This is a genomic window from Brevundimonas kwangchunensis (genome assembly GCF_039523815.1).
GTDB classification, from domain to species: domain Bacteria; phylum Pseudomonadota; class Alphaproteobacteria; order Caulobacterales; family Caulobacteraceae; genus Brevundimonas; species Brevundimonas kwangchunensis.
On the sequence record NZ_BAAAGA010000001.1, the window covers coordinates 516,767 to 542,209 of the forward strand.

Annotated in this window: 28 protein-coding genes and 1 tRNA gene; 16 read left to right on the plus strand and 13 right to left on the minus strand. The window is 68.2% G+C overall.

The window, feature by feature from the left end:
* Positions 1-3: 3 nt before the first annotated feature.
* Positions 4-357 carry a TFIIB-type zinc ribbon-containing protein gene (locus tag ABDZ95_RS02455; RefSeq protein WP_343789834.1) on the minus strand — a complete coding sequence of 118 codons (354 nt, stop codon included), beginning with the start codon at positions 355-357 and terminating at the stop codon, positions 4-6.
* Between the two features lie 115 nt (positions 358-472).
* Between ABDZ95_RS02455 and ABDZ95_RS02460 the strand changes: the two genes are divergently transcribed.
* Complete coding sequence (locus ABDZ95_RS02460) at positions 473-943, plus strand: PaaI family thioesterase (RefSeq protein WP_343789837.1); 471 nt, start codon at positions 473-475, stop codon at positions 941-943.
* Here ABDZ95_RS02460 and ABDZ95_RS02465 read toward each other — a convergent pair.
* Together ABDZ95_RS02465 and ABDZ95_RS02470 are read right to left on the minus strand one after the other, a co-directional pair.
* Entirely contained in the window at positions 940-1,596 is a 657-nt protein-coding gene (locus ABDZ95_RS02465) for a glutathione S-transferase family protein (protein ID WP_343789840.1), read from the minus strand. The two genes, ABDZ95_RS02460 and ABDZ95_RS02465, sit on opposite strands and share 4 nt — an antisense overlap.
* Positions 1,597-2,259 carry a dihydrofolate reductase family protein gene (locus ABDZ95_RS02470; RefSeq protein WP_343789843.1) on the minus strand — a complete coding sequence of 221 codons (663 nt, stop codon included), beginning with the start codon at positions 2,257-2,259 and terminating at the stop codon, positions 1,597-1,599.
* 109 nt (positions 2,260-2,368) lie between these two features.
* On the opposite strand from ABDZ95_RS02470, the gene ABDZ95_RS02475 reads away from it, so the two are divergent.
* The gene (locus ABDZ95_RS02475) at positions 2,369-2,746 is read left to right on the plus strand and encodes a hypothetical protein (protein ID WP_343789846.1); all 378 of its coding nucleotides are present in this window, start codon (positions 2,369-2,371) and stop codon (positions 2,744-2,746) included.
* Here ABDZ95_RS02475 and ABDZ95_RS02480 read toward each other — a convergent pair whose 3' ends face one another.
* The 3 genes from ABDZ95_RS02480 to ABDZ95_RS02490 form a co-directional block, all read right to left on the minus strand.
* Positions 2,747-3,727, minus strand: a complete 981-nt coding sequence (locus ABDZ95_RS02480) for a hypothetical protein (protein WP_343789849.1) — start codon at positions 3,725-3,727, stop codon at positions 2,747-2,749.
* 85 nt (positions 3,728-3,812) lie between these two features.
* Positions 3,813-4,580, minus strand: a complete 768-nt coding sequence (locus ABDZ95_RS02485; protein ID WP_343789852.1) for an ABC transporter permease — start codon at positions 4,578-4,580, stop codon at positions 3,813-3,815.
* Positions 4,580-5,518 carry an ABC transporter ATP-binding protein gene (locus tag ABDZ95_RS02490; protein WP_343789855.1) on the minus strand — a complete coding sequence of 313 codons (939 nt, stop codon included), beginning with the start codon at positions 5,516-5,518 and terminating at the stop codon, positions 4,580-4,582. The genes ABDZ95_RS02485 and ABDZ95_RS02490 overlap by 1 nt, the downstream gene beginning before the upstream one ends.
* Positions 5,519-5,614: 96 nt before the next feature.
* Here ABDZ95_RS02490 and ABDZ95_RS02495 point away from each other — a divergent pair, with 96 nt between their 5' ends.
* Genes ABDZ95_RS02495 through ABDZ95_RS02505 form a run of 3 tightly spaced genes read left to right on the plus strand, consistent with a single transcriptional unit; the run spans position 5,615 to position 8,386 of the window.
* Positions 5,615-6,499 (plus strand): DUF1206 domain-containing protein, encoded by an 885-nt coding sequence (locus ABDZ95_RS02495; RefSeq protein ID WP_343789858.1) that lies wholly within the window; start codon positions 5,615-5,617, stop codon positions 6,497-6,499.
* Between the two features lie 19 nt (positions 6,500-6,518).
* Positions 6,519-7,064, plus strand: a complete 546-nt coding sequence (locus tag ABDZ95_RS02500; RefSeq protein WP_343789861.1) for a lipocalin family protein — start codon at positions 6,519-6,521, stop codon at positions 7,062-7,064.
* A gap of 8 nt (positions 7,065-7,072) precedes the next feature.
* Positions 7,073-8,386: a PQQ-dependent sugar dehydrogenase gene (locus tag ABDZ95_RS02505; protein ID WP_343789864.1), complete on the plus strand. Its 1,314-nt coding sequence runs from the start codon at positions 7,073-7,075 to the stop codon at positions 8,384-8,386.
* Positions 8,387-8,438: 52 nt separating this feature from the next.
* Here the strand turns inward: ABDZ95_RS02505 and ABDZ95_RS02510 are convergent, their stop codons facing one another.
* Entirely contained in the window at positions 8,439-9,050 is a 612-nt protein-coding gene (locus tag ABDZ95_RS02510; RefSeq protein ID WP_343789867.1) for a hypothetical protein, read from the minus strand.
* A 359-nt stretch (positions 9,051-9,409) separates the two neighbouring features.
* Here ABDZ95_RS02510 and ABDZ95_RS02515 point away from each other — a divergent pair, with 359 nt between their 5' ends.
* From ABDZ95_RS02515 to ABDZ95_RS02545, 7 genes are all read left to right on the plus strand, one after another.
* Positions 9,410-11,209 (plus strand): long-chain-acyl-CoA synthetase, encoded by a 1,800-nt coding sequence (locus ABDZ95_RS02515; RefSeq protein WP_343789870.1) that lies wholly within the window; start codon positions 9,410-9,412, stop codon positions 11,207-11,209.
* 83 nt (positions 11,210-11,292) lie between these two features.
* A complete protein-coding gene (motA, locus tag ABDZ95_RS02520) occupies positions 11,293-12,159 on the plus strand; it encodes a flagellar motor stator protein MotA (protein WP_343789873.1) in 867 nt (288 codons plus the stop codon).
* A 130-nt stretch (positions 12,160-12,289) separates the two neighbouring features.
* Positions 12,290-12,574 carry a hypothetical protein gene (locus ABDZ95_RS02525; protein WP_343789876.1) on the plus strand — a complete coding sequence of 95 codons (285 nt, stop codon included), beginning with the start codon at positions 12,290-12,292 and terminating at the stop codon, positions 12,572-12,574.
* A 138-nt stretch (positions 12,575-12,712) separates the two neighbouring features.
* Positions 12,713-12,991 carry a hypothetical protein gene (locus ABDZ95_RS02530; RefSeq protein WP_343789879.1) on the plus strand — a complete coding sequence of 93 codons (279 nt, stop codon included), beginning with the start codon at positions 12,713-12,715 and terminating at the stop codon, positions 12,989-12,991.
* Positions 12,992-13,133: 142 nt separating this feature from the next.
* Positions 13,134-13,481 carry a hypothetical protein gene (locus ABDZ95_RS02535; protein WP_343789882.1) on the plus strand — a complete coding sequence of 116 codons (348 nt, stop codon included), beginning with the start codon at positions 13,134-13,136 and terminating at the stop codon, positions 13,479-13,481.
* A gap of 87 nt (positions 13,482-13,568) precedes the next feature.
* Entirely contained in the window at positions 13,569-15,335 is a 1,767-nt protein-coding gene (gene mnmC2, locus ABDZ95_RS02540; protein ID WP_343789885.1) for a tRNA (5-methylaminomethyl-2-thiouridine)(34)-methyltransferase MnmC2, read from the plus strand.
* A gap of 34 nt (positions 15,336-15,369) precedes the next feature.
* Positions 15,370-15,780, plus strand: a complete 411-nt coding sequence (locus ABDZ95_RS02545) for a DUF6491 family protein (protein WP_343789888.1) — start codon at positions 15,370-15,372, stop codon at positions 15,778-15,780.
* Here ABDZ95_RS02545 and scpA read toward each other — a convergent pair.
* The gene (scpA, locus tag ABDZ95_RS02550; RefSeq protein ID WP_343789891.1) at positions 15,777-17,918 is read right to left on the minus strand and encodes a methylmalonyl-CoA mutase; all 2,142 of its coding nucleotides are present in this window, start codon (positions 17,916-17,918) and stop codon (positions 15,777-15,779) included. The genes ABDZ95_RS02545 and scpA overlap by 4 nt on opposite strands.
* Positions 17,915-19,303 carry a methylmalonyl-CoA mutase family protein gene (locus tag ABDZ95_RS02555; protein WP_343789894.1) on the minus strand — a complete coding sequence of 463 codons (1,389 nt, stop codon included), beginning with the start codon at positions 19,301-19,303 and terminating at the stop codon, positions 17,915-17,917. Before ABDZ95_RS02555 ends, scpA begins: the two co-directional genes overlap by 4 nt.
* A gap of 243 nt (positions 19,304-19,546) precedes the next feature.
* Between ABDZ95_RS02555 and ABDZ95_RS02560 the strand changes: the two genes are divergently transcribed.
* Entirely contained in the window at positions 19,547-20,251 is a 705-nt protein-coding gene (locus tag ABDZ95_RS02560; protein WP_343789897.1) for a glutathione S-transferase N-terminal domain-containing protein, read from the plus strand.
* Between the two features lie 234 nt (positions 20,252-20,485).
* On the opposite strand, the gene ABDZ95_RS02565 is transcribed toward ABDZ95_RS02560, so the two are convergent.
* Positions 20,486-21,184: a pirin family protein gene (locus tag ABDZ95_RS02565; protein WP_343789901.1), complete on the minus strand. Its 699-nt coding sequence runs from the start codon at positions 21,182-21,184 to the stop codon at positions 20,486-20,488.
* Between the two features lie 110 nt (positions 21,185-21,294).
* On the opposite strand from ABDZ95_RS02565, the gene ABDZ95_RS02570 reads away from it, so the two are divergent.
* Positions 21,295-22,221, plus strand: a complete 927-nt coding sequence (locus tag ABDZ95_RS02570; protein ID WP_343789904.1) for a LysR family transcriptional regulator — start codon at positions 21,295-21,297, stop codon at positions 22,219-22,221.
* A gap of 34 nt (positions 22,222-22,255) precedes the next feature.
* Here ABDZ95_RS02570 and ABDZ95_RS02575 read toward each other — a convergent pair.
* Both ABDZ95_RS02575 and cpdR read right to left on the minus strand, forming a co-directional pair.
* Positions 22,256-22,330, minus strand: a tRNA-Val gene (locus ABDZ95_RS02575).
* A gap of 93 nt (positions 22,331-22,423) precedes the next feature.
* Entirely contained in the window at positions 22,424-22,780 is a 357-nt protein-coding gene (cpdR, locus tag ABDZ95_RS02580) for a cell cycle two-component system response regulator CpdR (protein ID WP_343789907.1), read from the minus strand.
* A gap of 133 nt (positions 22,781-22,913) precedes the next feature.
* Here cpdR and ABDZ95_RS02585 point away from each other — a divergent pair, with 133 nt between their 5' ends.
* A complete protein-coding gene (locus ABDZ95_RS02585) occupies positions 22,914-23,765 on the plus strand; it encodes an N-formylglutamate amidohydrolase (RefSeq protein ID WP_343789910.1) in 852 nt (283 codons plus the stop codon).
* Between the two features lie 242 nt (positions 23,766-24,007).
* Here the strand turns inward: ABDZ95_RS02585 and ABDZ95_RS02590 are convergent, their stop codons facing one another.
* Positions 24,008-24,700 (minus strand): DUF599 domain-containing protein, encoded by a 693-nt coding sequence (locus tag ABDZ95_RS02590; protein ID WP_343789913.1) that lies wholly within the window; start codon positions 24,698-24,700, stop codon positions 24,008-24,010.
* A gap of 143 nt (positions 24,701-24,843) precedes the next feature.
* Between ABDZ95_RS02590 and ppa the strand changes: the two genes are divergently transcribed.
* Positions 24,844-25,401, plus strand: coding sequence for an inorganic diphosphatase (gene ppa / locus ABDZ95_RS02595; protein ID WP_343789916.1), 558 nt, complete (start codon positions 24,844-24,846; stop codon positions 25,399-25,401).
* The last annotated feature ends 42 nt before the right edge of the window (positions 25,402-25,443 follow it).

A 25,443-nucleotide genomic window follows, 5' to 3' on the forward strand; every position in this document is an offset into this window, starting at 1 on the left:
TCGTCAGTCGAAGATGTCGAAGATGTCCATCCGCTTCTTCTTTTTGTAGCGGTGGTCATCGTGGCGATAGCGGTCGTCACGGTATCGCTCATCGCGGTAGCGGTCGTCCGGGCGCTGGCCCCAGGCCTGCGGCGCAGGCTGTTGCGGCGGATAGGACGGCTGGGGTTGCGGCGCGGGAGCCGGGGCGGCGATGGGTGCGGCGGCGCGCCCCTCGGCCGTAGCGGCCTCCATCAGCTTTTCGAGTTCGCCGCGATCCAGCCAGACGCCCCGGCAGGACGGGCACATGTCGAACTGGACGCCGCCGCGCTCCAGCGTCTGCATGGCGGCATTGTCGTTCGGGCACATCAGAAGCGGCATGGCGCTCTCCTTCATTACTGGATGAACAGCTACGTCGCGCGATGGCTCCGGCCAAGGCGGCGCGGCGATCCGCCGCGTGGTTGCGCGAAGTAGCCCGCGTCCCCACTGTGGCGCCATGACCGACCTCCCCAGGACCACCGCCGAAGCCATGACCAGCCTGTCCGGCCTCGAGCTCATGCAGGCCGTCATGGCCGGCAAGCTGCCGCCCGCCAGCATCAGCCACACCCTGCATTTCGATCTGGTCGAGGTGTCAGAGGGGCTGGTGGTGTTCGAGGGCCGGACCGCCGCCGACATCCTGAACCCGCAAGGCACGGTTCACGGCGGCTGGGCCCTGACCCTGATCGACAGCGCCACGGGCTGCGCGGCGCACACGACCCTGCCGGCCGGCGTCGGCTACACCACCGTCTCGACCCAGGCGAACTTCAACAGGCCGATCCGGTCGGACACCGGTCTGGTCCGCTGCGAGGGCCGGGTGATCAACGCCGGTCGCCAGATCATCACGGCGGAATCGACTATCAAGGATCAGGACGGCCGTCTGTTGGCCCACGGAACCTCCACCCTGATGGTGCTGCAGCCGCGCTCCTAGTCCTCGGGCAGAGGCGCCGGCATCAGGTTTCCGAACGGCGCTGCGTCCTCCAGAGCCTTCACGAACGACGGCCGGGCCATCAGGCGAGCGTGATACGCCCGCAGGGTCGGGCGATCTCCGAAAGGAACCAGCCGCCGGGCATAGGTCATCAGCGGCGCCGCACCACAGTCCGCAAGGCTGAAGCTGTCGCTCGCCGCCCAGGTGCGGCCATCCGACAGCCGGGCCTCCAGCATGTCCCAGGCCGTCGCCAGTTCGCGCTCATCGTTGGCGATCGCGCCGGCATGCGGTTCACCCGCGCGGCCGAGCCGGTTGAACACGATGCGGTTCATCGGCCCGCCGACATAGGTGTCAAGGATACGGTCCATGAACCGGACTTCCAGCGCCTGCTCGGGGTCGGCGGGGATCAGCTTCCCGCCGCCTGCCAGCCGGTCGAGGTATTCGATCACGATGCTGGACTCGATCACCGTCCGCCCGGCGTCCGTATCGACCAGCGCCGGCATCTTGCCGAAGGGCGACACGGCCATGAAACCGGGCATGACCTCCGGCGATCCGTCGACCAACTTCAGTTCGAACGGCAGGCCCAGCTCGTACAGGGCCACCGAGGTCTTCTGGCCATAGCCGGCGTAGGGGTGGGACCAGAGAAGCAGGGCCATCTACGAAACCTCTTTCTTGTTGCGCGCGATACGGAGGTGGGTGGCGCCCTCGCCCGCCGTACTCTCGACGATGCCATAGCCGAGCGCGGGCAGATCGAGGCCGTCCCAGAACGGTTCGCCACGGCCCAGCAGGACCGGCGACACGGCGATGTGGAGTTCGTCGATCAACCCGGCCTGCAGATACCGGCGAATTGTTTCAGCCCCGCCGCCGATACGAATGTCCAGATCGCCCGCGGCCTTGCGAGCCCGCTCCAGGGCGACCTCGATTCCCTCGGTGACGAAGTGGAAGACGGTGCCGCCCTTCATTTCGAACGAGGGTCGCGGATAGTGGGTCAGGATGAAGACCTCGCTCCGATAGGGCGGTTCCTCGCCCCACCACCCCCGCCAGCCGTCAGCGACCCAGTCGCCGCGGCTGTGCGCGAACATGTTGCGACCGAGGATCCATGCGCCGATGCCGGCCATGCCGCGTGCGGCGAAGTCGTTATCGACGCCCGCGCTGCCTTTCCCGTCGCCGTACAGCCCCTGAAAGGTTTTCGTCGGGAAGAACCACTTGTGCAGTTGCTCTCCACCCACGCCCAGCGGGTTCTCGAGACTTTGGTCCGGGCCAGCGCCGAAGCCGTCCGCCGAAACCGCATAGCAACTGACGCGCACCTTGCCGGCCATAGCGGGGCTCCCTGTGTCTGCGACGAACACACACCGGCCGGCGCGTCCTCGCAACCCCCCGTTAATCGACGCGGCGCACGCTCTGTGTCTTCACGGTGGGAGCCGGGACATGTCGAGCATTCAGACCGGAACGTACCGCCGCCAGCGGGACCATTTCGAACCACAGGACATCGATCCTCAGGAGCAGCGCCGGCTGCGCGGCCTGCTGGAGCAGATCGACTACGCGGCCTTCGTTTCCAACCGCGAGGTCGTGGGTCAGATGCTGCCCGCCCTGACGACGGCCAATTTTCAGCGGCTGGCGGTCATGACGGCGACCGCCCGCGCCAAATGGGTCGCCGAAGGTCTCCGCCAGTCGGAGTCAGGCGCGCCCTCCACGCCCGACCAGATCGCCCGGCTGACGGCGGCGCGAACCGCATTCGACGAACTGGTCGAGGTCTATGACGGCCTGCGCCGCATGGTCGAGCGCGGCTACGTCACCGTCAAATAGTCAGTCCTGTTCCAGCGGCTGCGGACGGGTGCGGATCGGCGCGTCCGGATCGGCGGCCGGGCGCTCGGCTGCGGTCGGCGGCGGGCTGGCGGGTTCAGGCGCAGGCTGCTGAACCGGAGCCGGCGCGATCTCGACCAGCGGCGCCGGCGTGATCGCCGGTGCGGCGGGCTGAGGCCGCGGCGTGGCCGACGCCTGGGCCGCCGGCGCGGGACGGCTCTCCGCAGCGGCCGGGCGCGCTGGTGACGGGGCTGGCGAGGACGCCGGCGGCACCGCCGCGCTCACAGGCGCCGGCGCGGGCGGAGCTTCAGGCGCGGGCGCGGCTGCGACCGGCGCTTCCGGCACAGCGGCCACCGGAGGCGAGGCGGGCTCGGCGACAGGAGCCGGGCGGTTCAGCGCCCAGAGGCCGATGGCGGCGACGGCCACCACAGCGGCGGCTCCGCCCAGATACAGAGGCATGCGACCGGAAGACTTCCGGCGCGCAGTCGCGGCGGCGAGCACCGGGCTGACCGTCGGCGCGACGGACTCCGACGGTGCGGCGGCGACAGGTTCGACAGGGCGCTCGACCACCGGCGCGGGCCGCGGAGCCGGTTTCGGCGTCGGCGGCGCGACCGGCGCAGGCCTAGGCTCCACCTTCGCTGGGGCGGCTTCGGGCAGGGGGCGCACGGTCGTGTCGGCCGCTGGTGGAGGACCGGGATCGGCCGCCCGCGCCGGGGTCGGCTGCGGGGTCTCGACCGGCGCCGCAGCGGGGAGCTTTGCAGCGGCAGGCCCCGCCGGACGGGCGCGCGGAATCATCGAGCCGCTGAAGATGCCCGGACCCGCCGGACGGGGAGCCGGTTTCGGCGGCTCGGGCAACGGCGGCAGCCTTTCGCCCTTGGGCAAAGGCCCCGCGCGGAAGGTGGTCGCCGGCGGACGCCCCCATTGCACCGCGCGCCGGAAAGGCTGCGGCTGACCGTTCAGGGAGTTGTCCGTCTTGTCGTTCATAGAGCCCGCTCCCGCGCCGTCAGCGCGTTTCGTCAACGCATACTGAAGGCGAAGGTGGCGACCGAAATGGCCGGTTTCGTGACGATCAGTTCTTCAGTCGGTATCCGGTGCGGAACATCCACCAGACGACGGCGAGGCAGGCGAGGAAGAAGCCCAGCGTCGCGCCGAGGCTGACCATGATCGAAACGTCGCCCACGCCGAAGAAGGCCCAGCGGAATCCCGAGATCAGATAGACCACCGGATTGAACAGGCTGACCACCCGCCAGCCGGCCGGCAGCATGTCGATCGAATAGAAGGCGCCGCCGAGGAAGGTCAGGGGCGTCACGATCAGCATGGGGATGAAGTTGAGCTGCTCGAAGCTCTGCGCCCAGACGCCGATGATGAAGCCGAACAGGCTGAAGGTCGCCGAGATCAGGATCAGGAAGGCGAGCATCCAGAACGGGTGCAGGATCTGCAACGGCACGAACAGGGCCGCGGTGGCGAGGATGATGAGGCCGAGGATCACCGACTTGGTCGCCGCAGCCCCGACATAACCCAGCACCGTCTCGAACGGGCTGATCGGCGCGGACAGGAGCTCGTAGATCGTCCCGGTGAATTTCGGGAAATAGATGCCGAAGCTGCCATTGAAGATCGAGTTGGTGAACAGGCTCAGCATGACCAGCCCCGGCACAATGAACAGGCCGTAGGGCACATCGGACACTTCGGTCATCCGACTGCCGATGGCGGAGCCGAAAACGACGAAATACAGGGCTGTCGTCACCACCGGCGTGATGATCGATTGCCACAGGGTGCGCAGGGCGCGGGCCATTTCGAAGCGATAGATGGCCCAGACGCCATAACCGTTGAACGCCATTACGCGACCTCCGTCTTCGATTGATGGACGAGGTCCACGAAGATATCCTCGAGCGAGCTCTGCTTGGTCGACAGGTCCTTGAAGCCGACGCCCGTCGCCTCAAGCCGGCGCAGCAGGCCCGGCACGCCGGTGTCGTCGGCATTGGCGTCGAAGACGTATTCCAGCTCGTGCCCCTCGTTCTTCAGCTCAACCTTCCAGTCGGCGAGTTCGGGCGGCACGGCAGTCAGGGTTTCCTGCAGCTGAAGGGTCAGGGTCTTCTTGCCCAGCTTCTTCATCAGGGTGGTCTTGTCCTCAACGAGGATCAGTTGCCCTTTCAGGATCACGCCCACCCGATCGGCCATCTCCTCGGCCTCCTCGATGTAGTGGGTGGTCAGGATGATGGTGACGCCACGCTCGCGCAGACGGCGGACCATCGCCCACATGTCCTTGCGCAGTTCCACGTCCACGCCGGCCGTCGGCTCGTCGAGGAACAGGATGTCGGGTTCGTGGCTCAGGGCCTTTGCGATCATGACCCGACGTTTCATCCCGCCGGACAGGGTCATGATCTTGGCGTCCTTCTTGTCCCACAGGCTGAGGTCGCGAAGGATCTGTTCGATGTAGGCCGGGTTCGGCGCCTTGCCGAACAGGCCGCGGCTCAGCGTCACCGTCGCCATGACGGTCTCGAAGGCGTCGGTCGTCAGCTCCTGCGGCACCAGGCCGATCGCCTGCCGCGCCTTGCGATAGTCGCGTTTGATGTCGTGCCCGTCGGCCGTGACCGTGCCGCTGGTCGGCACGACTATGCCGCAGATGATCGAGATCATCGTGGTCTTGCCCGCGCCGTTCGGCCCCAGCAGGGCGAAGATCTCGCCCTTGCCGATGGTCAGATCGACGGGTTTCAGGGCCTGCAGCCCCGATTTGTAGGTCTTCGTCAGACCTTCGATAACGACAGCCGGCTGCATGCGCGCCCTCCCAAGGGTCCCGCAGATATGTGTCGTCCTGCCGCACCTCAAGTCCATGACCCGTCCAGCGGAGCCATATTCCGTCAGGAGTGTTCGATGGACGTGCACGCCCGCCTCGCCCGTCTGATCAATCGCATCCCCCGTCCCGGTCGCCGGCGACGGAGCAACGCGGTGCGCGACGGCGTCGAGATCGCTGCCCGCGTCGGGTATGGAGCCAGGGGCTTCGTCTACCTGTCAGCCGGCCTGATCATCCTGTTGTCGAGCGCCGATCTGGTGGAGGGCGCGGTCGGCACGCGCGGCGCCATGGCCTGGCTGGGCCTGCAGCCGCTGGGCCGAGCCTGGTTGCTGCTGCTAGGATTGGGCCTGACCGCCTTCGTGGCATGGCGGCTGATGCAATCGATCATGGACGCCGACAACGAGGGCCGATCGTGGCAGGGGATGAACACCCGCATCAGCCAGGGGTTCAGCGGGCTCGGCTACGCCTTCCTCGCGATCAGCGCCTTCGCCCTTCTCATCCACACGCCGGCCGACCCGGTCACAGAGGAAGCGCGCACGGGTACGGAACAGGCTGCCCGGGTTCTTTCCCTGCCATTCGGCAACTGGCTGCTGATCGGGATCGGCCTGTGCATTCTTGGGGTGGGCGTCGCCAACATCGTGCGGGCGTGGCGCGAGGACTTCACCCAGTATCTGTCGTGCTCGGTCGACCTGTGCAGGCGCGTCGCGCCCCTGGCCCGCATCGGTTACATGGCGCGCGGGCTGGCGTGGTTGCCCCTTTCGGCGCTGGTCATCGCGGCCGGCCTGCATGCCGAGCCGTCCGAGGTCACCGGGTTCGGTGGCGCGCTCGACGCGCTGGACCGTCAGGTCGCCGGCCCCTGGCTGCTCGGCGCCGCCGCGCTCGGTTTCATCGCCTTCGGCGCCTTCTCCTTCATCGAGGCGCGTTTCCGTCGCATCCGGCCGCCCCGCGAACTCGTATCGGGTTGAGCCGTCACAGGAGTGCGCCATGCCCCTTCGCCCGATCGCCGTCACCCTCGCCGCCTTGAGCCTGACCGCCTGCGTCACCGCGCCGTCACCGGACGAGTACCGGGCGCCGCAACCGGCGCGGGCGGTCGATGCGGAACGCCTCTGGTCCGGACGCTGGATCGAGGTCGCCCGCCTGCCGGATCGCCTGACCGACGGCTGTGTGGCGGGCGCCTCGAACTATGTGCTGGTCTCGCCTACCCGCGTCGATGTCCGCGACACCTGCGAGCAGGGCCAGCCGGGCGGCCGCGAGAAAGCCATCGGGGGGCGCGGTGAAATCCTCGATCCCGGGACGAACGCCAAGCTGAGGGTGCGCTACCTCGCCGGTTTCGTGACATGGGACTACTGGGTGCTGGACCACGACGAGGCCTACACCTGGTTCATCTCGGCCGACCCGACCTTCGAGCGGCTGTTCATCTACACGCGCGAGGTTCCGACCCCGGCCCAACGCGATCGCCTGACGGAGCGCGCCCGCGCTCTGGGATATGATGTGAGCCGCCTCGAGTTTCCCGCCCTGCCGCCTCGCTGAGGACCGCCATGCGCCACCCCGCCCTGCTCGCCGTCTCCGCTGCCGCCCTTCTGATCGCGTCCTGCGGCACGGATTCCCGAACCGACCCGATGCTGGGCTATGGGCCGAACCCCACCCTGCCGGCGCCGAGCCAGACCCTCTTGCCGACCGTGAATGTCGCCGAGGCCGTCGGCTGGCCCGAAGGCCGGATGCCTACACCCGCGCCCGGGTTCCAGGTCGCCGCTTTCGCACGCGATCTGGACCATCCGCGCTGGCTCTATCGACTTCCGAACGGCGACATCCTCGTCGCCGAAACCAACGCTCCGCCGCGCCCGGAGCGCCAGCGCCGCGGCTTCCGCGACTGGGCGGCCGGACTGGTGATGAAGAAAGCCGGAGCGCGAGCGCCCAGCGCCAACCGCATCACCTTGCTGCGCGACGCCGACGGCGACGGCGTGGCCGAGGTCCGCACCGCCTTTCTGGAAGGCCTGACCTCCCCGTTCGGCATGGTTCTGGTCGGTGAGACCCTCTACGTCGCCAACGCCGACGCCATGGTCGCCTTCCCCTACCGGACCGGCGAGACACGCATTATCGCCGCCCCGCGCAAGGTCGCCGACCTGCCGGCCGGGCGAAATCACCACTGGACCAAGAGTCTCGTCGCCAGCGCGGACGGCTCGCGTCTCTACGTCGGTGTCGGGTCCAACTCGAACATCGCCGAACACGGCATGGAGGAGGAACAGGAACGCGCCGCCGTGCTGGAGATCGATCCGGCGACGGGCGCGCGGCGCATCTTCGCGTCCGGCCTGCGCAATCCCGTCGGCATGGCGTGGCAGCCGGACAGCGGCAAGCTATGGGTCGCGGTCAACGAACGTGACGAACTCGGCAACGATCTGGTGCCGGACTACATGACCTCGGTGACGCCCGGCGGCTTCTACGGATGGCCGTGGAGCTATTACGGTCAGATCGTCGATGAGCGGGTCGAGCCAGCCAATCCCGATCGCGTCGCTCGCGCACTGAAGCCCGACTATGCGCTGGGCGCCCATACCGCCTCGCTGGGCCTGACCTTCGGCGAGGGCGGCCTGTTTGCGGAGCGGTATCGCGGCGGGGCCTTCATCGGTCAGCACGGGTCGTGGAACCGCAAGCCGCGCAACGGCTATCGCGTCGCCTTCGTGCCCTTCCTGAACGGGACGCCTGCCGGCATGCCCGAGGATATCCTGACCGGCTTCCTCAATGCCGATGATCAGGCGATGGGCCGGCCGGTCGGCGTCCAGTTCGACGGGCGGGGCGCATTGCTGGTGGCGGACGACGTCGGCAACGTGATCTGGCGCGTCACGCCGATGGCATGAGAGAGGCCCCGCCGCGGATGCGACGGGGCCTGACGTCATTCAATGCCGAGAATCAGCCCAGCGGCTGAACGACGATCGCCGGAGCGGGGGCCTCGGCCGGCGCCGGGGTCGGGGCGGGCGCGATGGCCGGAGCCGGCGGGGCCGTGTTAAGCGACGGCGTCGGCGAGGCCGTCGTGTTCAGCGTGGCGGTCGGCGACGGGGCCGTCGGTTCGGTCACGACGCGCGGCGTCGGCGCGACTTCACGCTCGGCGGCAGGGGCCGCAGCGCGCGGCTCAGCGTGGCGGGCCGGAGCCGGGGCGGCGCGCTCGACAGGCGCCGCACGAACGACTGGAGCCGGAGCCGAAGCGAGGGCAGCCTCAGCTGGCATGACGGCGGCATCAGCCACAGGCAGCACCGGAGCGACCGGCATGACGGGCGCCGTGGCGGCCGGTTCGGCCAGCGCCGAGGCCGGAGCCTCGTCGCCGCCGCCCATCATCATGGCCGCGGCAGCGCCGCCGATAACCACGGCTCCGACGGGCGCGAGGATCATCCAGGTCTTGATCTTGCCGCCGCTCTTGCGACGCGCCGACTTCTTCGTGCGAGCGTATACCGGCACGAACTCGGGCTCGCGCGACGCTTCGTCGGCAAACGGGGTAATACGGTCGTCAGTGTAGGTGACGGACATCTGTTCCTCCATAATCTGCGAGGTACCCAACAGGCTTGCGGAGACCGCGGTTCCGCCAATTCGTCTTCCGCCTTCAAGAAACACCCTTGCGGCCACAAGTAAGGCGGCACGCGGACGACTTCAGCCAAGCTTGGTCAGGACCGATTGGCTTGAACAGCCGCGAACGTCATCTTCGCACCCCGCCGGAAATTCATCGACAGCCCAGAACGTTACGCAAGGGAACCGCCGCTTCGGCGCCACGCCTCGTGAAATTATGGCGAAATCCGTTCCTTATCCCTGCGAGCGATTCGCTCACCGGTTGACCACGGCGGACGCGCCGTTCATGACCTTGGAAGGGGCGTTCTCGCAGGGATACGACTATGGGTCTGGTGGCGAATATCCGACGCGACATCCGGTTCGCGAAGGGCCTTGGCCGCCTCCTGAAGCGCATCAAGCCCATCGATCTGGATAGCGACGTCCTGGTCTGCGACGACTGGGAAGAGGCCGTCGACAAGTTCGCCGACAACATCGCCATCGAGGACGACCGCCGTAGCCTGACCTACCGTGAGCTGGACGCCATGGCGAACCGCTTCGGCCACTGGGCACAGAGCCGCCGGCTGAAGCGCGGCGACACTGTCGCCCTCGTCATGCTGAACCGCGCCGAGTACATCGCCGCCTGGATGGGCTTTGCGAAGGTCGGTGTCGGCACGGCACTGATCAACACCAACCTGACCGGCCATGCGCTGGCGCACTGCCTGACCATCTCCAACGCGTCGCAGGTGCTGACCTGCGAGGAGTGCTGGCGCAAGGTCGAGGATGCGCGCCCCTACGTCGGCCGCAACATGATGCTGTGGGTTCTGGGCCTCGACGACGCCGACGAGGCCGACGAGCGTCGCGGCATCGACAAGCCCGTGCGCAGCGGCTCTTCGGTGCGTCCGGCCAAGTCGGTTCGCTCGGGCCTGACCAATCGCGACACGGCGCTGTACATCTTCACCTCGGGCACGACCGGCCTGCCCAAGGCGGCCAAGATCACCCACGCCCGCGCCCGTACCTACATGCGCGCCTTTGCCGGAGCGACCGAGAGCACGGAGAAGGACGTGACCTTCAACGTCCTGCCACTCTACCATTCCACCGGCGGGTTGGTCGGCATCGGTCCGGCGCTGCTGAACGGCGGCAAGCTGATCCTGCGCAGGCGCTTCTCGGCGACGACCTTCTGGCCCGACGTGAAGGCCACAGGCTCGACCCTGTTCGTCTACATCGGCGAGCTGTGCCGCTATCTGGTGAACTGCCCCGAAAACCCGGACGAGCGGTCGCACAAGCTGCGCCTCGCCTTCGGCAATGGCCTGCGCCCCGATGTCTGGACCGACTTCCAGAAGCGGTTCGCCGTGCCGAACATTCTGGAGTTCTACGGCTCGACCGAGGGCAACGTCTCGCTGTTCAACTTCGACGGCAAGGCGGGCGCGATCGGGCGGGTGCCGGGCTTCGTGAAGAAGCAGGTGAACTTCCGCCTCGTCCGCTTCGATATCGAGACCGAGGAGCCGGTGCGCGGTTCGGACGGACTGTGCCAGATGGTCAAGTCGAACGAGATCGGCGAGGCCATCGGCATCATCGGCGACGATACCCGCCATTCCTTCTCGGGCTATGCCGACAAGGCCGCCTCGGAGAAGAAGATCCTGCGCGACGTCTTCGTGCGCGGCGACCGCTATTTCCGCACCGGCGACCTGATGCGCCAGGACTCCGAGGGCTATGTCTATTTCGTCGACCGGATCGGCGACACCTACCGCTGGAAGGGCGAGAACGTCTCGACCGCCGAGGTCGAGCAGCGACTGGCCGACGCACCGGGCATCAAGGAAGTCATCGCCTACGGCGTTCCGATCCCAGGGCAGGAAGGCAAGGCTGGCATGGTGGCTCTGGTCATCGACGGCCGGTTCTCGGCCAAGACCTTCGCCGAGTGGGTCGAACAGGAACTGCCCACCTACGCCCGGCCGGCGTTCATTCGCATCATCAAGTCGGCGGATACGACGGGCACCTTCAAGTACCGCAAGGTCGATCTGGTCTCCGACGGCTTCGACCCGGCGAAGGTGGACGGCGCCCTGTACGTGCGCGGCGGAAAGAGCGGCTATACCAAGCTGAGCGAGACAGCCCGCGCCGCCATCCTGAGCGGCGAAACGAGGCTGTAACGAAGCGCGCCTTCGCAACCGCCGATTAATGATTAACGGCGATATGTGGGGGATCGACTTCCCCGCGCAGGCGTCCGCTCTCCATGTTCCAGATTATCGGCATCGTCGTGCTGTTCGCCATGGTGTTCGGCGGATACACGATCGCGGGCGGCAAAATGGGGGTGATCCTGCACTCCCTGCCCTATGAGATGATGATGATCGGCGGCGCCGCGGTGGCCGCCCTGTTGATCTCGAACGCCCCTTCCACCCTGAAGGGCGTGGCCGGCGGCTTTGGCAAGGTGTTCGCCGGCTCGAAGTGGAAGAAGCAGGACTACAAGGACCTGCTTTCCCTGCTGTTCCAGTTGACCAAGACGATGAAGTCCAAGGGCGTCATCGCCCTGGAAAGCCACATCGAGAAGCCGGCCGAGAGCAGCATCTTCCAGAAGTACCCCAAGGTGCTGAAGGACCACTTCGCCACTGACTTCATCTGCGACACCCTGCGGATGATGACCATGAACCTCGAGGATCCGCACCAGATCGAGGACGCCATGGAGAAGCAGCTCGAAAAGCACCACCACGAGGCGCTTGAACCGGCCCACGCGTTGCAGAACATGGCCGACGCCCTGCCCGCGCTGGGCATCGTCGCGGCCGTGCTCGGGGTCATCAAGACCATGGCCGCCATTACCGAACCGCCAGAGGTTCTGGGCGGCATGATCGGCGGCGCCCTGGTCGGCACCTTCCTGGGCGTGTTCCTGGCCTATGGTCTCGTCGGCCCGCTGGCCGCGCGCCTGACCGGAATCATCAACGGCGACGCCGCCTACTACAAGATCATCCAGTCGGTGCTGGTCGCCCACCTGCACGGCAACGCGGCCCAGATCTCGGTCGAGATCGGCCGGGGCGACATCCCGTCGACCGCCCAGCCGTCGTTCGCCGAGATGGAAGAAACCCTGTCCAACGCGCCGACCGAGTAATCACGGAGCCTTCACGCGTCCTCAAGCCACATCACGGCCGCGGGAACGGCGTGGCCATTGGCCGGTTGATCCTCTGGCGATCGTTAGAGCGGCGGACCATTCCCGTCGCGCGACCGTCGGAGGATTTCCGATGAAGCTGACGACCCTGAGCCTCGCCGCCGCCGGCGCCCTGGCCCTCGCCGCTTGTTCCGGCAGCGACGACGCCCCGAAATCTGACGCTGCTGCCAATGCCGGCGCGGACGACGCTGCGACGGCTCCGGCCGCACCGATGCCCGCCGACCCGGCAATGCCGCCCGTCGACGGCTCGGCCCCGATAACCAGTCCGGACGGCACGTCGACGACGCCGCCCACCCTGCCTACCGACCCCACGATGGAGCCGACGTCGCAGGCCACCACCTCGCCTCCAGCCCAGTGATCGAGGCGGTCGGACGGCCACGGTGTTACACGGGTTCACGAACCCGTGAGAATTCGCTTGCAACGACGCTCACGATCCCGTTATCTCAACTCGACGAGGATTCATGACCTCGTTTGAACCTTCTGAAGGATAACACCCATGCGCATCACCGCTCTGATCGCCGCTTCGGCCGCCGCTCTGGCCCTGGCCGCCTGCACCCCGGCCGCCGAAGACAAGGCCGCTGACGCTTCGGCCGACGCCGCTGCCGCCGCCGACACCGCCACGGACGCCGCCGCGACCGCCGACGCCGCTGCCGCTGACGCGACCGCCGCTGCTGGCGACGCTGCTGCCGCCGCTGCTGCTCCGGCTGCCGACGCTGCCGCCGCTCCGGCTGCTGACGCCGCTGCTGCTCCGGCTGCCCCGGCTGCTGCTCACTAAGAGCAACACCAGACAGGGCCTTCGGGCCTTCGTTGAGAAAGGGTCGTCCTCACGGGCGGCCCTTTTTTCATGCGCCGAACCCGGAACATCCGGCGAGCAGGGGTATTTCTCCTGCCAAGTCAGCTTTGCAGAAGGAAAACCCATGCGCCTGATCACCCTGACCGTCGCCGCAGCCGCCGCCCTGACCTTGGCCGCCTGCAACAACAACGATGCCGCCGAGAGCTCGGCCGACGCCGCCGCCGCTTCTGAAGCCGCCGCCGATACCGCCGCCATGGCGGGCGAAGGCGCGCCCGCCGACGCCTCGGCTGCAGCCGGCAGCGCCAGCTCGAACGCCGCCCACGCTTCGGGTGAAGCCCTGAGCATGGACACGACGACCGCTCCGACGGCCGGGGCCACCGCGCCCTACAGCCAGCCGCCAGCCGCCGGCGCAAACCAGACCGACACCGAGCGTCGTCTGAACCCGCAGGGCGTCGAAGCTCCGGCCCAGTAATCGGCTGAGCCAACCGAATGAGGGCCGTTCCACCCGGAGCGGCCCTTTTTCATTGCGTCATGCCCGCTCCGGTGTAGGTCCGGATCGATGACCGAAGACCGCTCACCGCGACTGACCTGGACCGAAGAGGACGCCCCGCGGTCCGGCCGCTTCGGCGATGTCTATTTCTCGCGCGAGGATGGGCTGGCGGAGACCCGGGCCGTCTTCCTCGCCGGATGCGGCCTGCCGGACGCGTGGGCGGGTCGGAGGCACTTCACGGTGGCCGAGCTGGGCTTCGGCACAGGCCTGAACATCGCGACCCTGCTGGATCTGTGGCGGAAGGCCCGGCCCTCGGGCGGACGCCTGCATATCTTCTCGGTCGAGGGATACCCGCTGAGCCGGGACGAGGCCGCTCGGGCGCTGGCGGCCTGGCCGGAACTGGCCGAGCCGGTTGAAGCGCTTCTGGCCGCATGGCCGGCCCCTACGCCGGGAATGCACCGGCTCGACCTGCCCGGCTTCGACGCGACGTTCGATCTGGCGATCGGTGAGGTCGAGCCGGTGCTGGAGGCCTGGATGGGGCGGGCGGACGCCTGGTTCCTCGATGGCTTCGCGCCCTCGACAAACCCCGGCATGTGGTCGGACGGCGTCATGGACCTGATCGCGGCACGGTCGGCGCCGGACGCACGGGTCGCCACCTTCACGGTCGCTGGCATGGTCCGACGTGGGCTGTCCGAGCGCGGTTTCACGGTCGAGAAGAAGCCGGGGCACGGACGAAAGCGCGAACGACTGGAGGCTCGCCTTCATGGTGAGCCGCAGGCCGACACCTCTCCGCGGGTCGCCATCATTGGCGGCGGAATCGCGGGGGCGTCACTCGCAAGAGCCTTCTCGCAGGCCGGTCATCCGGCAGTTCTCGTTGAAGCGGAGGAGATCGGCGCCGGCGCGTCGGGCTTCCCGGCTGCGCTGGTGACCCCGCGGCTGGATGCCGGAAACCGCGCCATAGCGGGACTGTACGCCGCCGCGCTGGAGCGGGCGGGGAGACTGTATGCCGCCGTTCCGGACGCCGTTCTGGAAACGGCCGTCCATCAGCTGGAGCACATGCCCCGGGACACGGTGCGGTTCGCGAAGGTGGCGGCGCAGGATCTCTGGCCCGAAGGATCCATGACCATGCCGCCGGCGGGCGGTCTGATGATGCGGGACGCGATGGCGGTCCGACCGCGTCCGATCCTCGAAACATGGCTGGCGGGGATCGAACGCCTCGAGGCCCGCGTAGGGAAGATCGAGCGGATCGGGACGCACTGGCGAATGATCGGAACTGGCGGCGAAACCCTGCTCGAGGCGGACGTCGTGATCCTGGCCGCGGGCTGGGGAAACGCGGCGCTGGATCCGGGCTTGCCGTTGTCGCCGGTGGGCGGTCAGGCGGACTGGGTCGAGGGCGCGACCACCTCGCCGATGGCCTGGGGCGGCTATGCGGTTCCGACCGACGGCGGTCTGTTGTTTGGCGCGACCCATGAGCGGGGCGTGACCGACGCCGTCGTGACGCCAGAGGCCAGCGCGAAGAACCGGGAGACCCTGGCGAGGGTCCTGCCCGACCTTGCGGCGCAGATCGCCGAAACACCGACGCAGGCGCGCGCGGCGGTGCGCGCCACGATGCCCGACCGCCTGCCGGTGGCGGGGCAGCTCGAAGCGGGCCTGTACGTGCTGGGCGGGCTGGGCTCGCGAGGCTTCTGCGCGGCGCCGTTGCTGGCGGAACATGTGGTCGCCCTCGCGCTGGGCATCCCGTCCCCGATCGCAGCGGATCAGGCCGCGCGGGTGAACCCGTTACGCTTCGTCAGCGGGGAGGGGCTTGCGCAACCTCAACCGACGGTAGACGGTTGAGGCACAGGGGTTCTGGTCTGAGGGAGCATAACGCATGCGTACGTCCATCGCCGCCGGTCTCGGTCTTCTTGTCTTCGTCGCCGCCTGCGCGCCGACCACCGCCCCCGGAGGTTCTGGCGAGAGCACGCCGCGTGCGGCCCGCCAGTGCTTCAGCGCCAACCAGGTCGACAATTTCCGCAGCGGGACTCTGGACCAGCTGTTCCTGCGGGTCAGCCGCGACAAGGTCTATGAGCTCAGCGTCGCGGGCGGATGCCGGGACCTGGACTACGCCCTTCACCTCGGCCTCGTCGCCGACACGGGCGCCAGCTCGCGCTTCTGCACGGGCGACTGGGCCAGGGTCGTGGTGCCGGGCAATACGCAGCGGACCGACGTCTGCCGCGTCCGGATCGTCAAACAGCTGACCGACGCCGAGTTCGAAGCTCTCCCGGCAGCCCACCGCCCCTAGCGCTTCTGGGCGTACCCGAGCCGTAAATTCAGCTTTTCGATCAAGTCGATAGCCGTATCGGCGATGACCGAGCCGGGCGGATAGACCGCGGCCGCGCCACTCTCCAGCAGGGGCTGGACGTCGGACGGCGGGATGACCCCGCCGACGACGATCATGATGTCCGACCGGCCCAACTTCTCCAGCTCGGCCTTCAGTTCGGGCACCAGCGTCAGGTGGCCGGCGGCCAGGGATGAGGCGCCGACGGCGTGGACGTTCTTCTGAACCGCCTCCTGCGCCGCCTCGGCGGGGGTCTGGAACAGGGAGCCGGCGGTGACGTCGAGGCCGAGGTCGCCGTAGGCCGTGGCGACCACCTTCTGGCCCCGGTCGTGGCCGTCCTGTCCCAGCTTGGCGATCAGGATGCGCGGCGGGCCGCCGTCGTTCTCGACGAAGGCGGCGACCATGTCGCGGGCGCGGCTGAACTTGGCGTCCTTGCCGGCTTCCTTGGCATAGACGCCGGAGACGGTCTTCACGCTGGCGATGTGGCGACCGAAGGCGGCCTCCAGCGCGTCGGAAATCTCGCCGACGGTGGCCTTGGCGCGAGCGGCCTCGACGGCGAGTTGCAGCAGATTGGCATCGCCCTTTGCGCCCGCCGTCAGGGCGTCCAGCGCGGCTTGCGTTGCGCCCTCGTTCCGCTCGGCGCGCAGGCGCTTCAGCTTGTCGAGCTGGGCGGCCAGCACGGCGGCGTTGTCGACCTTCAGCATCGGAATGTCGTCGGGGGTGTCGGCGAAGTAGCTGTTCACGCCGACGACGGTCTGCTGGCCGGTGTCGATCCGGGCCTGCGTCTTCGCGGCCGATTCCTCGATGCGCAGTTTGGGAATGCCGGCCTCGATGGCCTTGGCCATGCCGCCCAGAGCCTCGACCTCGGCCATGTGGGCGCGGGCGCGCTCGGCCAGTTCGTGGGTCAGGCGCTCGACGTAGAAGCTACCGCCCCACGGGTCGATCACCTTCGTCAGGCCGGTTTCCTGCTGCAGCAGGATCTGGGTGTTGCGCGCGATCCGGGCCGAGAAGTCGGTCGGCAGGGCCAGCGCCTCGTCCAGCGCATTGGTGTGCAGGGACTGGGTCTGGCCGCCCGCCGCCGCCATGGCCTCGACCATGGTGCGCGACACGTTGTTGAACACATCCTGCGCCGCCAGCGACCAGCCGGAGGTCTGGCAGTGGGCGCGCAGGGACAGGGACTTGGGATCCAGCCCGCCCTCGCGGCGCACGGCCTCGGCCCACAGCAGGCGGCCGGCGCGCATCTTGGCCACCTCCATGAAGTAGTTCATGCCGATGGCCCAGAAGAAGGACAGCCGCGGCGCGAACCGGTCGATCGGCATACCCGCCGCCACCCCGGCGCGCAGATACTCGACGCCGTCGGCGAGGGTATAGGCCAGCTCCAGATCCGCCGAGGCTCCCGCCTCCTGCATATGGTAGCCGCTGATCGAGATGGAGTTGAACTTCGGCGCGTGCTGCGCGGTCCAGGCGAAGATGTCCGCAATGATCCGCATCGAGGGCTCGGGCGGATAGATGTAGGTGTTGCGGACCATGAACTCCTTGAGGATGTCGTTCTGGATGGTCCCGGTCAGGGCGCCGTGGGCGACGCCCTGCTCTTCCGCCGCGACGATGTAGAGGGCCAGCACCGGCAGGACGGCGCCGTTCATCGTCATGGAGACGGACATCTGGTCCAGCGGGATGCCGTCGAACAGGGTCCGCATGTCGTAGATGCTGTCGATGGCCACGCCGGCCATGCCGACGTCGCCCTTCACCCGCGGGTGATCGCTGTCGTAGCCGCGGTGAGTGGCCAGGTCGAAGGCGATCGACAGACCCTTCTGACCGGCCGCGAGGTTGCGGCGATAGAAGGCGTTGGATTCCTCGGCCGTCGAGAAGCCGGCGTACTGGCGGATGGTCCACGGGTTGCCCGCGTACATCGTCGGGTACGGTCCACGGTGATAGGGCGCGATGCCCGGCAGGCCGTGGATGAACTCCATCCCGTCCAGCGCAGAGGCGTCATAGGCGGTTGAGACCGTCAGCCCCTCGGGCGTGGACCAGTCCCCGCGCGTCGGACCGACGCCGGTCGGCGACAGGTCGAGGGCGGCTTTCGAGAAATCGGGGAAGCTCATTGTCCGGCCTCCTTCGCTTCGAAGGGCGCGGCGAGGCGCATGGGGGTCAGGGGCACGCAGGCGTCGCCGCCGCCTTGGAGGACGGGCGCGGGCGCGGGTTCAGCCGAAGCCGGGCGGGGATCGGGATCGACGAATTTCGTCACCCCGACCATGTGCTTGCCGCCATCCGCCAGCGCCTTCTCCAGCACGGCGCGGGCGCGGGCGACGCGGGGCTGGATCAGGTGGCCGCGCAGGGCCTCCAGCAGGCCGCCCTCGGCTTCGATGATCTGGAATTCGGCCCAGGCGGCCTCGGCGAGGTCGCGGGTGCGGTGATCCAGATACCAGCTGCCCGAGGCCGGATCATCGACCCGGCCGAGGCTGGCCTCCTCCATCAGAACCAGCTGGGTGTTGCGGGCCTGACGCCGGGCGAATGCGTCAGAACGGCCCTCCACGCGGGTGAAGCCGTCCAGCACCAGGGCGTCGGCGCCACCGACCGCGCCGGCGAAGCCCGCCGCGGTGAGACGCAGAAGATTGGGCCAAGGGTCTCGCGCGGACAGCATGCGGCGCGAGGACCGGGCCTCGATGATGGCGGGCAGGTCCAGCCCGAAGGCCTGACAGATCGAACGCCAGACCAGCCGCAGGGCGCGGACCTTGGCGAGGCTGTCGAAATACTCCTGATCCACCGAGACGCCGAGGACCGTGCCCTTCAGCGCCTGTTCGGCCGACAGGCCGGCGCGATCGGCGGCGCGGACCATCTCGACCACCGAGGCGGCGACGAAGGCCAGCTCTTGGGCGATCGAACCGCCGGCTTCGTGGACCACGCGACCGCTGGCCATGAACAGGGTCGCCTCGGGGTAGGCGCCGGCGTGGCGGGCGGCGGTGTTGGCGGCGAGGTCCAGATGCTCGGCCATGCCGCGCGGGCTCTCACCGGTTTCGGCGAAGGCGGAGATCGGGTCCATGTGGAAGCGCAGGCGGGCGCGGGGCGAACCCTTGGCGGCGACCGCCAGGGCGTTGGCTGCGTCGGGGCCATCCAGACCGGCATCCAGCGCCACGGCCGCCAGCTCCAGAGCCACGCCGTCCAGCGCCCTTCCCAGCGGCTCGCTGTCCGACAGGACTTCGCCCCTCAGCAGGATCGACGCCGCACCGCCTCTCAGATCATCCAGGGCCGCCGCGTTGACAGCCTCGGGGTCATCGCCCTCGACCAAGGTCCGCAGGTCCCAGGCCCGGCCATCGGCGTCCGACGGCCGCGGCGCGCGCACCGTTTCGACCCCGGTCGCGCCGGCGTACAGGGGACGGACGATAAGCTGGTCGGCGTCGATATGGACCAGGCTCTCCAGCGGACGGTCCTTCAGAGCCTTCTCGGCGAGGGCCTTCCAGTCGGCGGGGGACGGGGTCGGGAATGTCATGGCGTCTCCTTGCCCTCCTCGAAGGCCGGGGTCCAGTCGGCGCGCCCCTGATGCAATGGATGCAATTGATGCAATCGATGCATCGAAAAAGCGTCTGCGGGTGGCCGGCACATCCTCCTCACCTTTGATCGCGGAAGTCTGGCACGCTCATGCGTCAAAAACGGTCGCATCGTTTTGTAACCCCGGCCGTTGCAGTCGGGCGGTTGCCGCCTACATCCTCCCCGACATCAAAGGGAGTTTCCGATGGTCGATCTGTCCGCCTTCCCGATCACAGAACGCTGGCCCGCCCGGCATCCGGACCGCCTGCAGCTGTATTCGCTGAACACGCCCAACGGGGTGAAGGTCTCGATCCTGCTGGAGGAGCTGGGTCTGCCGTATGAGCCCCATTTCATCGACATCATGAAGAACGAGACCTGGGGTCCGGAATTCCTGTCGCTGAACCCCAATGGCAAGATCCCCGCGATCATCGATCCCGACGGTCCCGGCGGGAAGCCGCTGGCCCTGTTCGAGTCGGGCGCCATCCTGGTCTATCTGGCCGAGAAGACCGGCCGCTTCATCCCCGCCGATCCGGCCGGCCGCTACGAGACCCTGCAATGGGTCATGTTCCAGATGGCCGCGATCGGCCCGATGTTCGGGCAGGTGGGCTTCTTCCACAAATTCGCGGGCAAGGACTACGAGGACAAGCGTCCACGCGACCGGTACGTCGCCGAGGCCACCCGCCTGCTGAAGGTGCTGGATGACCGGCTGGAAGGCCGCAACTGGATCATGGGCGACGACTACACCATCGCCGACATCGCCACCCTGGGCTGGGTGCGCAACCTGGTCGGCTTCTACGAGGCCGGCGATCTGGTGAAGTTCAGCGAGCTGAAGAACGTGCCCGGCTGGCTGGAACGCGGACTGGCGCGCCCGGCGGTGCAGCGGGGGCTGGAGATACCGGCGCGGCCCTGAGTTCTCTCCCCCCACACACGCCGTCATCCTCGGGCTTGACCCGAGGATCGGAGGTCCCGCTCGCTCTGCGTCAAAAGCGGCCTGCGGGCCTCGCAGCACGGAACACATCTGAGCTGCCCTTACCCCCGGCCCTCGGGTCAAGCCCGAGGGTGACGACGTGAGGGTGGTAGGGTGACGGCGTGAAAATGAAAAACCCGGCGTCAGCGCGAGCCGGCGCCGGGTTTTCTGTCTGACCTACGCCGCGTCGACCAGCACGATCTCGGCGTCAGACAGGGCCGTGATGGTCACCGTGTCGACCTCGGCGATGGCCACGCCGTCGCGGGCATTGGCGCGCACGCCGTTGACCTCGATCTCCCCGACCGCCGGAACCAGATAGCCGCGCCGGGTCGCGCCCAGCGGATAGTCGGCGGTCTGGCCGGCCTTGAGGGTCGCCGCGACGACCCGGGCCTCGGCCCGGATCGGCAGGGCGTCGCCGTCATTGTCGAAGCCCGAGGCGAGGACCACGAACTGACCGGCGCGCTCGCCTTTCGGGAAGGGACGCGAACCCCAGGACGGCTGCTCGCCGCGACGGGTCGGCTCGATCCAGATCTGGAAGATCCGGGTCAGGTCCGGCTCGGCGTTGTACTCGGCGTGGCGGATGCCGGTGCCCGCGCTCATCACCTGGACGTCACCGGCCTCGGTGCGGCCCTTGTTGCCCAGGCTGTCCTCGTGGGTGATGGCCCCTTCGCGGACATAGGTGATGATCTCCATGTCCGCGTGCGGGTGGGGCGGGAAGCCCGTGCCGGCGGCGATCTCGTCGTCGTTCCAGACGCGCAGCGCGCCCCAGCTCATCCGCTTCGGGTCGTAGTAGCTGGCGAACGAGAAGTGATGTTTCGCATTCAGCCAGCCGTGGTCGGCGCCGCCCAGTCCGGCGAAAGGTCTCAGCTCGATCATCGTCGTATCTCCGCGTCCCGCCTTCGGGACGCCGTTGCTTGACGACAAGATAGCGATCGGCTGAGGATCAGAAATAGAAACAACCGAAACTCATCGTTTCCGATCCGATCATGTCGAAACTGCCCGATCTCGAGGCCCTGGCCATCTTCTCAAAGGTGGCGGAGACCCAGTCCTTCTCCCGCGCGGCCGATGCGCTGGGGGTGTCGAAGGCGACGGTGTCCAAGGCGGTCAGCCGGCTGGAAGTGCGACTGGGCGCGACCCTGCTGCACCGGACATCACGCCGCTTCTCCCTGTCGGACGCCGGGCGATCGCTGGCGGCGCGGGCGGGACAGATGCTGGCCGAGGCGGAGGCCGCCGAGGGCGAGGTGATGGATCAGGCGGTGCGGCCGCGAGGTCTGGTGCGGCTGGCCGTACCCATGTCGTTCGGCATGGGGTTCGTGGTCCCGGCCCTGCCGGAGTTTCTGGCCACCCATCCGGACATCTCGGTCGACCTGCATCTGTCGGACGAGGTGATCGATCTGGTGGGCGGCGGGTTCGACTGCGCGCTGCGGATCGCGGCCCTGCCGGATTCCTCGCTGACGGCGCGCAAGCTGCGGCCGATCCGGCGGCATCTGGTGGCCTCGCCCGACTATCTGGCCCAGCGCGGACGGCCGGAGCATCCCGACGATCTCGGTCGCCACGCCTGTCTGGCCTATGCCTATCTTCCGAATGCGGAGTTGTGGCGGTTCGTGAACGGCGCCGGCGAGGAGGTGGCGGTGCGGCCGCACGGGCCGCTGCGCGCCAACAACGCCGACGCCCTGACGGCGGCACTGTGCGCGGGTCTGGGCGTCGCGCCCCAGCCGGACTTCATCTACTGGCGCGACGTCGCCGAGGGCCGGCTGCAGACCATCATGACCGACTGGACCCTGCCGCCCATCGCCCTGCATCTGGTCGCGCCAGGCGGCGGGCCGAGACCGGCGCGGGTGACCGCCCTCATGACCTGGCTGACAGCACGATTCACCGCCCCGCTGTGGCCCGGAGACGACGTCGGGCGCTGAGAGCGCTGCGATCGCTTTGATTGTCAGGAAGAAATGGTGGACGCGACAGGGATTGAACCTGTGACCCCTACGATGTCAACGTAGTGCTCTCCCGCTGAGCTACGCGTCCGCCTTTGCGGCCCTGGAGGTAACCCCCGGGGCGGGAAGGCGCGGTCTATAACCCGAGGGCCTCGCCGGCCGCAAGGGTGAAACCGCAGGATTTTCAGGCAGCGACCATCCGCTCCACTTCACCGACCAGGTCGCGAAGGTGAACGGGCTTGGCCAGGACCTTGGCCTGGGGGCTGGCCTGGGCGGCCGAGAGGGCCACGGCCGCGAAGCCGGTGATGAACATGATGCGGATACCCGGCTGGCGGGCGGCGGCCACGCGGGCCACCTCGATGCCGTCGGCGCCCGGCATGACGATGTCGGTCAGAAGAAGATCCCACGGGCCCTGGTCGAGCGCATCGATAGCGTCGTCCCCGTTCTCGCAGTCGACGACCGAGTGGCCGGCGCGCTCCAGCGCACGGGCCAGGAATCCCCGAAGCGAATGATCGTCTTCAGCCAGTAGAATGCGCGCCATTCAGGTCTCGTCCGCCCCCGGAGTCTTCAGCCGACGAACGCTACGTCGGCACTGGTAAACCCGCCATGAAAATCCCCGGTATGGCGAACGCGGCCATTATGGATGATCGGCCGAAACAGGCTAAGGGTCGCGAATGGACGGCGGCGCGGGCGAAACGGGGCGGGTGGAAGGCGAAGGGCCGGTCCGGATCGTGCGCCCGGCGACGCCCGGCCGGTTCGTGTTCGCCTCGCCCCACTCCGGCGACCATTATCCCGAGGACATGGACGCCGACCCGTCCCTCACCGAAGGCAGCCTGCGCAGCGCGGAGGACGCGCTGGTGGACCGGCTGATCATGCCGGGGGCCGAGCGGGGCGCGACCCTGGTGCTGGCGCGGATCGGGCGGGGCTATGTGGATCTGAACCGCGATCCGGACGAACAGGACCCGGCGCTGGTGGACGGGATCGAGGGTGTCGGCACACCGCGGGCGGCGGCGGGCTACGGCGTCGTGCCGCGCCTGACGGGCGACGGGCGGGCCCTGTACCGGAGGCGACTGTCTCTGGCGGAGGCGCGAGGCCGGGTGGCGCGGGCGCATGCGCCCTATCACGCGGCGCTGGCGCAGGAACTGGAGGCGGCGCGGGCGCGGCACGGCGAGGCGGTGCTGGTGGACTGGCATTCCATGCCCGCGCGGGCGACCCAGGCGCCGGGCGGTCGGCGGGGGCCGGACGTGGTGCTGGGCGACCGGCACGGCTCGTCCTGCCCGGCGGAGCTGACGCGAAAGTTGCGAAAGGCGTTCGAGGCGCTGGGCTGGCGGGTGGCGCTGAACCACCCCTATGCCGGCGGCTGGACGACCCAGACCTGGGCGCGGCCGGACGAGGGCTTCCACGCCATCCAGATCGAGCTGAACCGGGCCCTGTATTTCGACGAGATGGAACGGGCCCCCGGCGCCGGATGGTCGCGCACGGAGCGGGGGGTCGCCCGCGTGATCGCCGACCTGCTCGCGGACTAAAAAAAAGCCGCGCCCGAGGGCGCGGCATGAAAAGTCTATAGGGAGGAAACGCCCAGGAAGGGCATGACGCCGCGAGGCGTCGAAGATCAAGCTAGTGTGCGGTGCACAAACCGTCAAGCGGGTATTTCGCACCTGCGGTCACGCAATGTAACGGCACGATTCCGCCACGATCCAGTAAGGTAAGCGGTTTCAGAGGTGAAAATCACCCCAGTCCGTCCGCGACTGCGAACAGGCTTGACCATTCAGCCGTCCTGACGGTCCAGAAGTCGGCGTGCGGCACGGATCGCGCGGGCCGCAGGAGACGCCGACTGACGCCAGACCAGCAGGCAGAATGCGGCCGTCACGCCCACGGCCAGCCAGACAGAGCCAAACAGCCAGGCCGCTGCTGCAAGTGCGAAATAGTAGCCGCGCACGCCCTGACTGAAGGCGCTGAGCGCGGGATTAAGCAGATTGGTCGCCGCCTCGCCCAAGGCGACCCGGTCGGCCTCGGTATCGGCTTCCGGCGCCGACCCGATCAGGGCGAGGGTGTAGTTCATTTGGCGCAGGGCCCAGATGAAATCCAGCAGGCCGCGCACGAGGCAGATCAGGATCAGCGCCAGCTTGGCCTCGAGCAACGGCGTCGGCACGGGCTCGGCGCCGACAGAGGCAAAACCTTCAAGAGCGGACTGGCCGCCGAACAGGATGCCGGCGACCGCCGCGATCAGCAGCAGGTTCGTCGAGGCGAAGAAGCTGGCGGAGTTGATCGAGTGGCCCATCAACTGGCTGTCGACCAGCCGCATCTCGCGATGGGTCATGGCCGTCATCCACACCCGGCGAATGATGGTCATGTCGTCGTTCAGCGTGCCGGTTCGATGGGCCAGCACCTTGAGCAGCGGGTCGTAGCCCAGCCAGCACAGGAAAAAGAGGGCCAGCGCGGCGTAGTCGAACGGCGTCATCGTCTCTCCTGTCGTCCGAGTCGCGGGCGTATTCCGGACATACCACTTTAGTGCCGATACGCCTTGTCGCCTTGCTTCGGGCGCCGTCCACGACTATCACGCGCGCCTCCCCGTTTCGCATCTGCAACATAGATGAGTCCGTCATGAACCTCGACGCCATCCCCGTCGGCCCGAACCCGCCCTGGGACGTCAACGTCGTCATCGAGATCCCGCAGGGCGGCCTGCCGGTGAAGTACGAGATGGACAAGGAGTCCGGCGCCCTGTTCGTCGACCGCTTCCTGCACACGGCCATGTACTATCCGGGCAACTACGGCTTCATCCCGCACACCCTGTCGGACGACGGCGATCCCTGCGACGTGATCGTGCTGAACCCGGCCCCGGTCGTTCCGGGCTGCGTCATCCGCTCGCGCCCGATCGGCGTGCTGAAGATGGTCGACGAGGCCGGCGGCGACGAGAAGATCCTGGCCGTGCCGGTCGACAAGCTGAACCCGTACTACACAGACATCGCCAGCTATCGTCAGCTGCCCGCCATTCTGGTCGAGCAGATCGAGCATTTCTTCACCCGCTACAAGGATCTGGAGAAGGGCAAGTCGGTCACGGTCAAGGGCTGGGGCGACGCCGGCGAGGCCGCCGAACTGATCGCCGCCGGCATGAAGGCGCATCAGGAAAAGCTGAAGGCCAAGGCCGCCAACGCGGCGTGAGCTTGGCATCGGAATGATTTTGGAAAGCCCCGGCGGAAACGC

Bases quoted from the DNA above. Each gene is read 5' to 3' on its own strand.
- ABDZ95_RS02515 (WP_343789870.1), top strand. From the start codon at position 9,410: ATGGGTCTGGTGGCGAATATCCGACGCGACATCCGGTTCGCGAAGGGC.
- ABDZ95_RS02545 (WP_343789888.1), top strand. From the start codon at position 15,370: ATGCGTACGTCCATCGCCGCCGGTCTCGGTCTTCTTGTCTTCGTCGCC.
- cpdR (WP_343789907.1), bottom strand. From the start codon at position 22,780: ATGGCGCGCATTCTACTGGCTGAAGACGATCATTCGCTTCGGGGATTC.
- ABDZ95_RS02505 (WP_343789864.1), top strand. From the start codon at position 7,073: ATGCGCCACCCCGCCCTGCTCGCCGTCTCCGCTGCCGCCCTTCTGATC.
- ABDZ95_RS02590 (WP_343789913.1), bottom strand. From the start codon at position 24,700: ATGACGCCGTTCGACTACGCCGCGCTGGCCCTCTTTTTCCTGTGCTGG.
- ABDZ95_RS02470 (WP_343789843.1), bottom strand. From the start codon at position 2,259: ATGGCCGGCAAGGTGCGCGTCAGTTGCTATGCGGTTTCGGCGGACGGC.
- ABDZ95_RS02455 (WP_343789834.1), bottom strand. From the start codon at position 357: ATGCCGCTTCTGATGTGCCCGAACGACAATGCCGCCATGCAGACGCTG.
- ABDZ95_RS02465 (WP_343789840.1), bottom strand. From the start codon at position 1,596: ATGGCCCTGCTTCTCTGGTCCCACCCCTACGCCGGCTATGGCCAGAAG.
- ABDZ95_RS02460 (WP_343789837.1), top strand. From the start codon at position 473: ATGACCGACCTCCCCAGGACCACCGCCGAAGCCATGACCAGCCTGTCC.
- ABDZ95_RS02500 (WP_343789861.1), top strand. From the start codon at position 6,519: ATGCCCCTTCGCCCGATCGCCGTCACCCTCGCCGCCTTGAGCCTGACC.
- ABDZ95_RS02555 (WP_343789894.1), bottom strand. From the start codon at position 19,303: ATGACATTCCCGACCCCGTCCCCCGCCGACTGGAAGGCCCTCGCCGAG.
- mnmC2 (WP_343789885.1), top strand. From the start codon at position 13,569: ATGACCGAAGACCGCTCACCGCGACTGACCTGGACCGAAGAGGACGCC.
- ABDZ95_RS02565 (WP_343789901.1), bottom strand. From the start codon at position 21,184: ATGATCGAGCTGAGACCTTTCGCCGGACTGGGCGGCGCCGACCACGGC.
- ABDZ95_RS02535 (WP_343789882.1), top strand. From the start codon at position 13,134: ATGCGCCTGATCACCCTGACCGTCGCCGCAGCCGCCGCCCTGACCTTG.
- ABDZ95_RS02495 (WP_343789858.1), top strand. From the start codon at position 5,615: ATGGACGTGCACGCCCGCCTCGCCCGTCTGATCAATCGCATCCCCCGT.
- scpA (WP_343789891.1), bottom strand. From the start codon at position 17,918: ATGAGCTTCCCCGATTTCTCGAAAGCCGCCCTCGACCTGTCGCCGACC.
- ABDZ95_RS02525 (WP_343789876.1), top strand. From the start codon at position 12,290: ATGAAGCTGACGACCCTGAGCCTCGCCGCCGCCGGCGCCCTGGCCCTC.
- ABDZ95_RS02560 (WP_343789897.1), top strand. From the start codon at position 19,547: ATGGTCGATCTGTCCGCCTTCCCGATCACAGAACGCTGGCCCGCCCGG.
- ABDZ95_RS02510 (WP_343789867.1), bottom strand. From the start codon at position 9,050: ATGTCCGTCACCTACACTGACGACCGTATTACCCCGTTTGCCGACGAA.
- ABDZ95_RS02585 (WP_343789910.1), top strand. From the start codon at position 22,914: ATGGACGGCGGCGCGGGCGAAACGGGGCGGGTGGAAGGCGAAGGGCCG.
- ppa (WP_343789916.1), top strand. From the start codon at position 24,844: ATGAACCTCGACGCCATCCCCGTCGGCCCGAACCCGCCCTGGGACGTC.
- ABDZ95_RS02530 (WP_343789879.1), top strand. From the start codon at position 12,713: ATGCGCATCACCGCTCTGATCGCCGCTTCGGCCGCCGCTCTGGCCCTG.
- ABDZ95_RS02570 (WP_343789904.1), top strand. From the start codon at position 21,295: ATGTCGAAACTGCCCGATCTCGAGGCCCTGGCCATCTTCTCAAAGGTG.
- motA (WP_343789873.1), top strand. From the start codon at position 11,293: ATGTTCCAGATTATCGGCATCGTCGTGCTGTTCGCCATGGTGTTCGGC.
- ABDZ95_RS02490 (WP_343789855.1), bottom strand. From the start codon at position 5,518: ATGCAGCCGGCTGTCGTTATCGAAGGTCTGACGAAGACCTACAAATCG.
- ABDZ95_RS02475 (WP_343789846.1), top strand. From the start codon at position 2,369: ATGTCGAGCATTCAGACCGGAACGTACCGCCGCCAGCGGGACCATTTC.
- ABDZ95_RS02480 (WP_343789849.1), bottom strand. From the start codon at position 3,727: ATGAACGACAAGACGGACAACTCCCTGAACGGTCAGCCGCAGCCTTTC.
- ABDZ95_RS02485 (WP_343789852.1), bottom strand. From the start codon at position 4,580: ATGGCGTTCAACGGTTATGGCGTCTGGGCCATCTATCGCTTCGAAATG.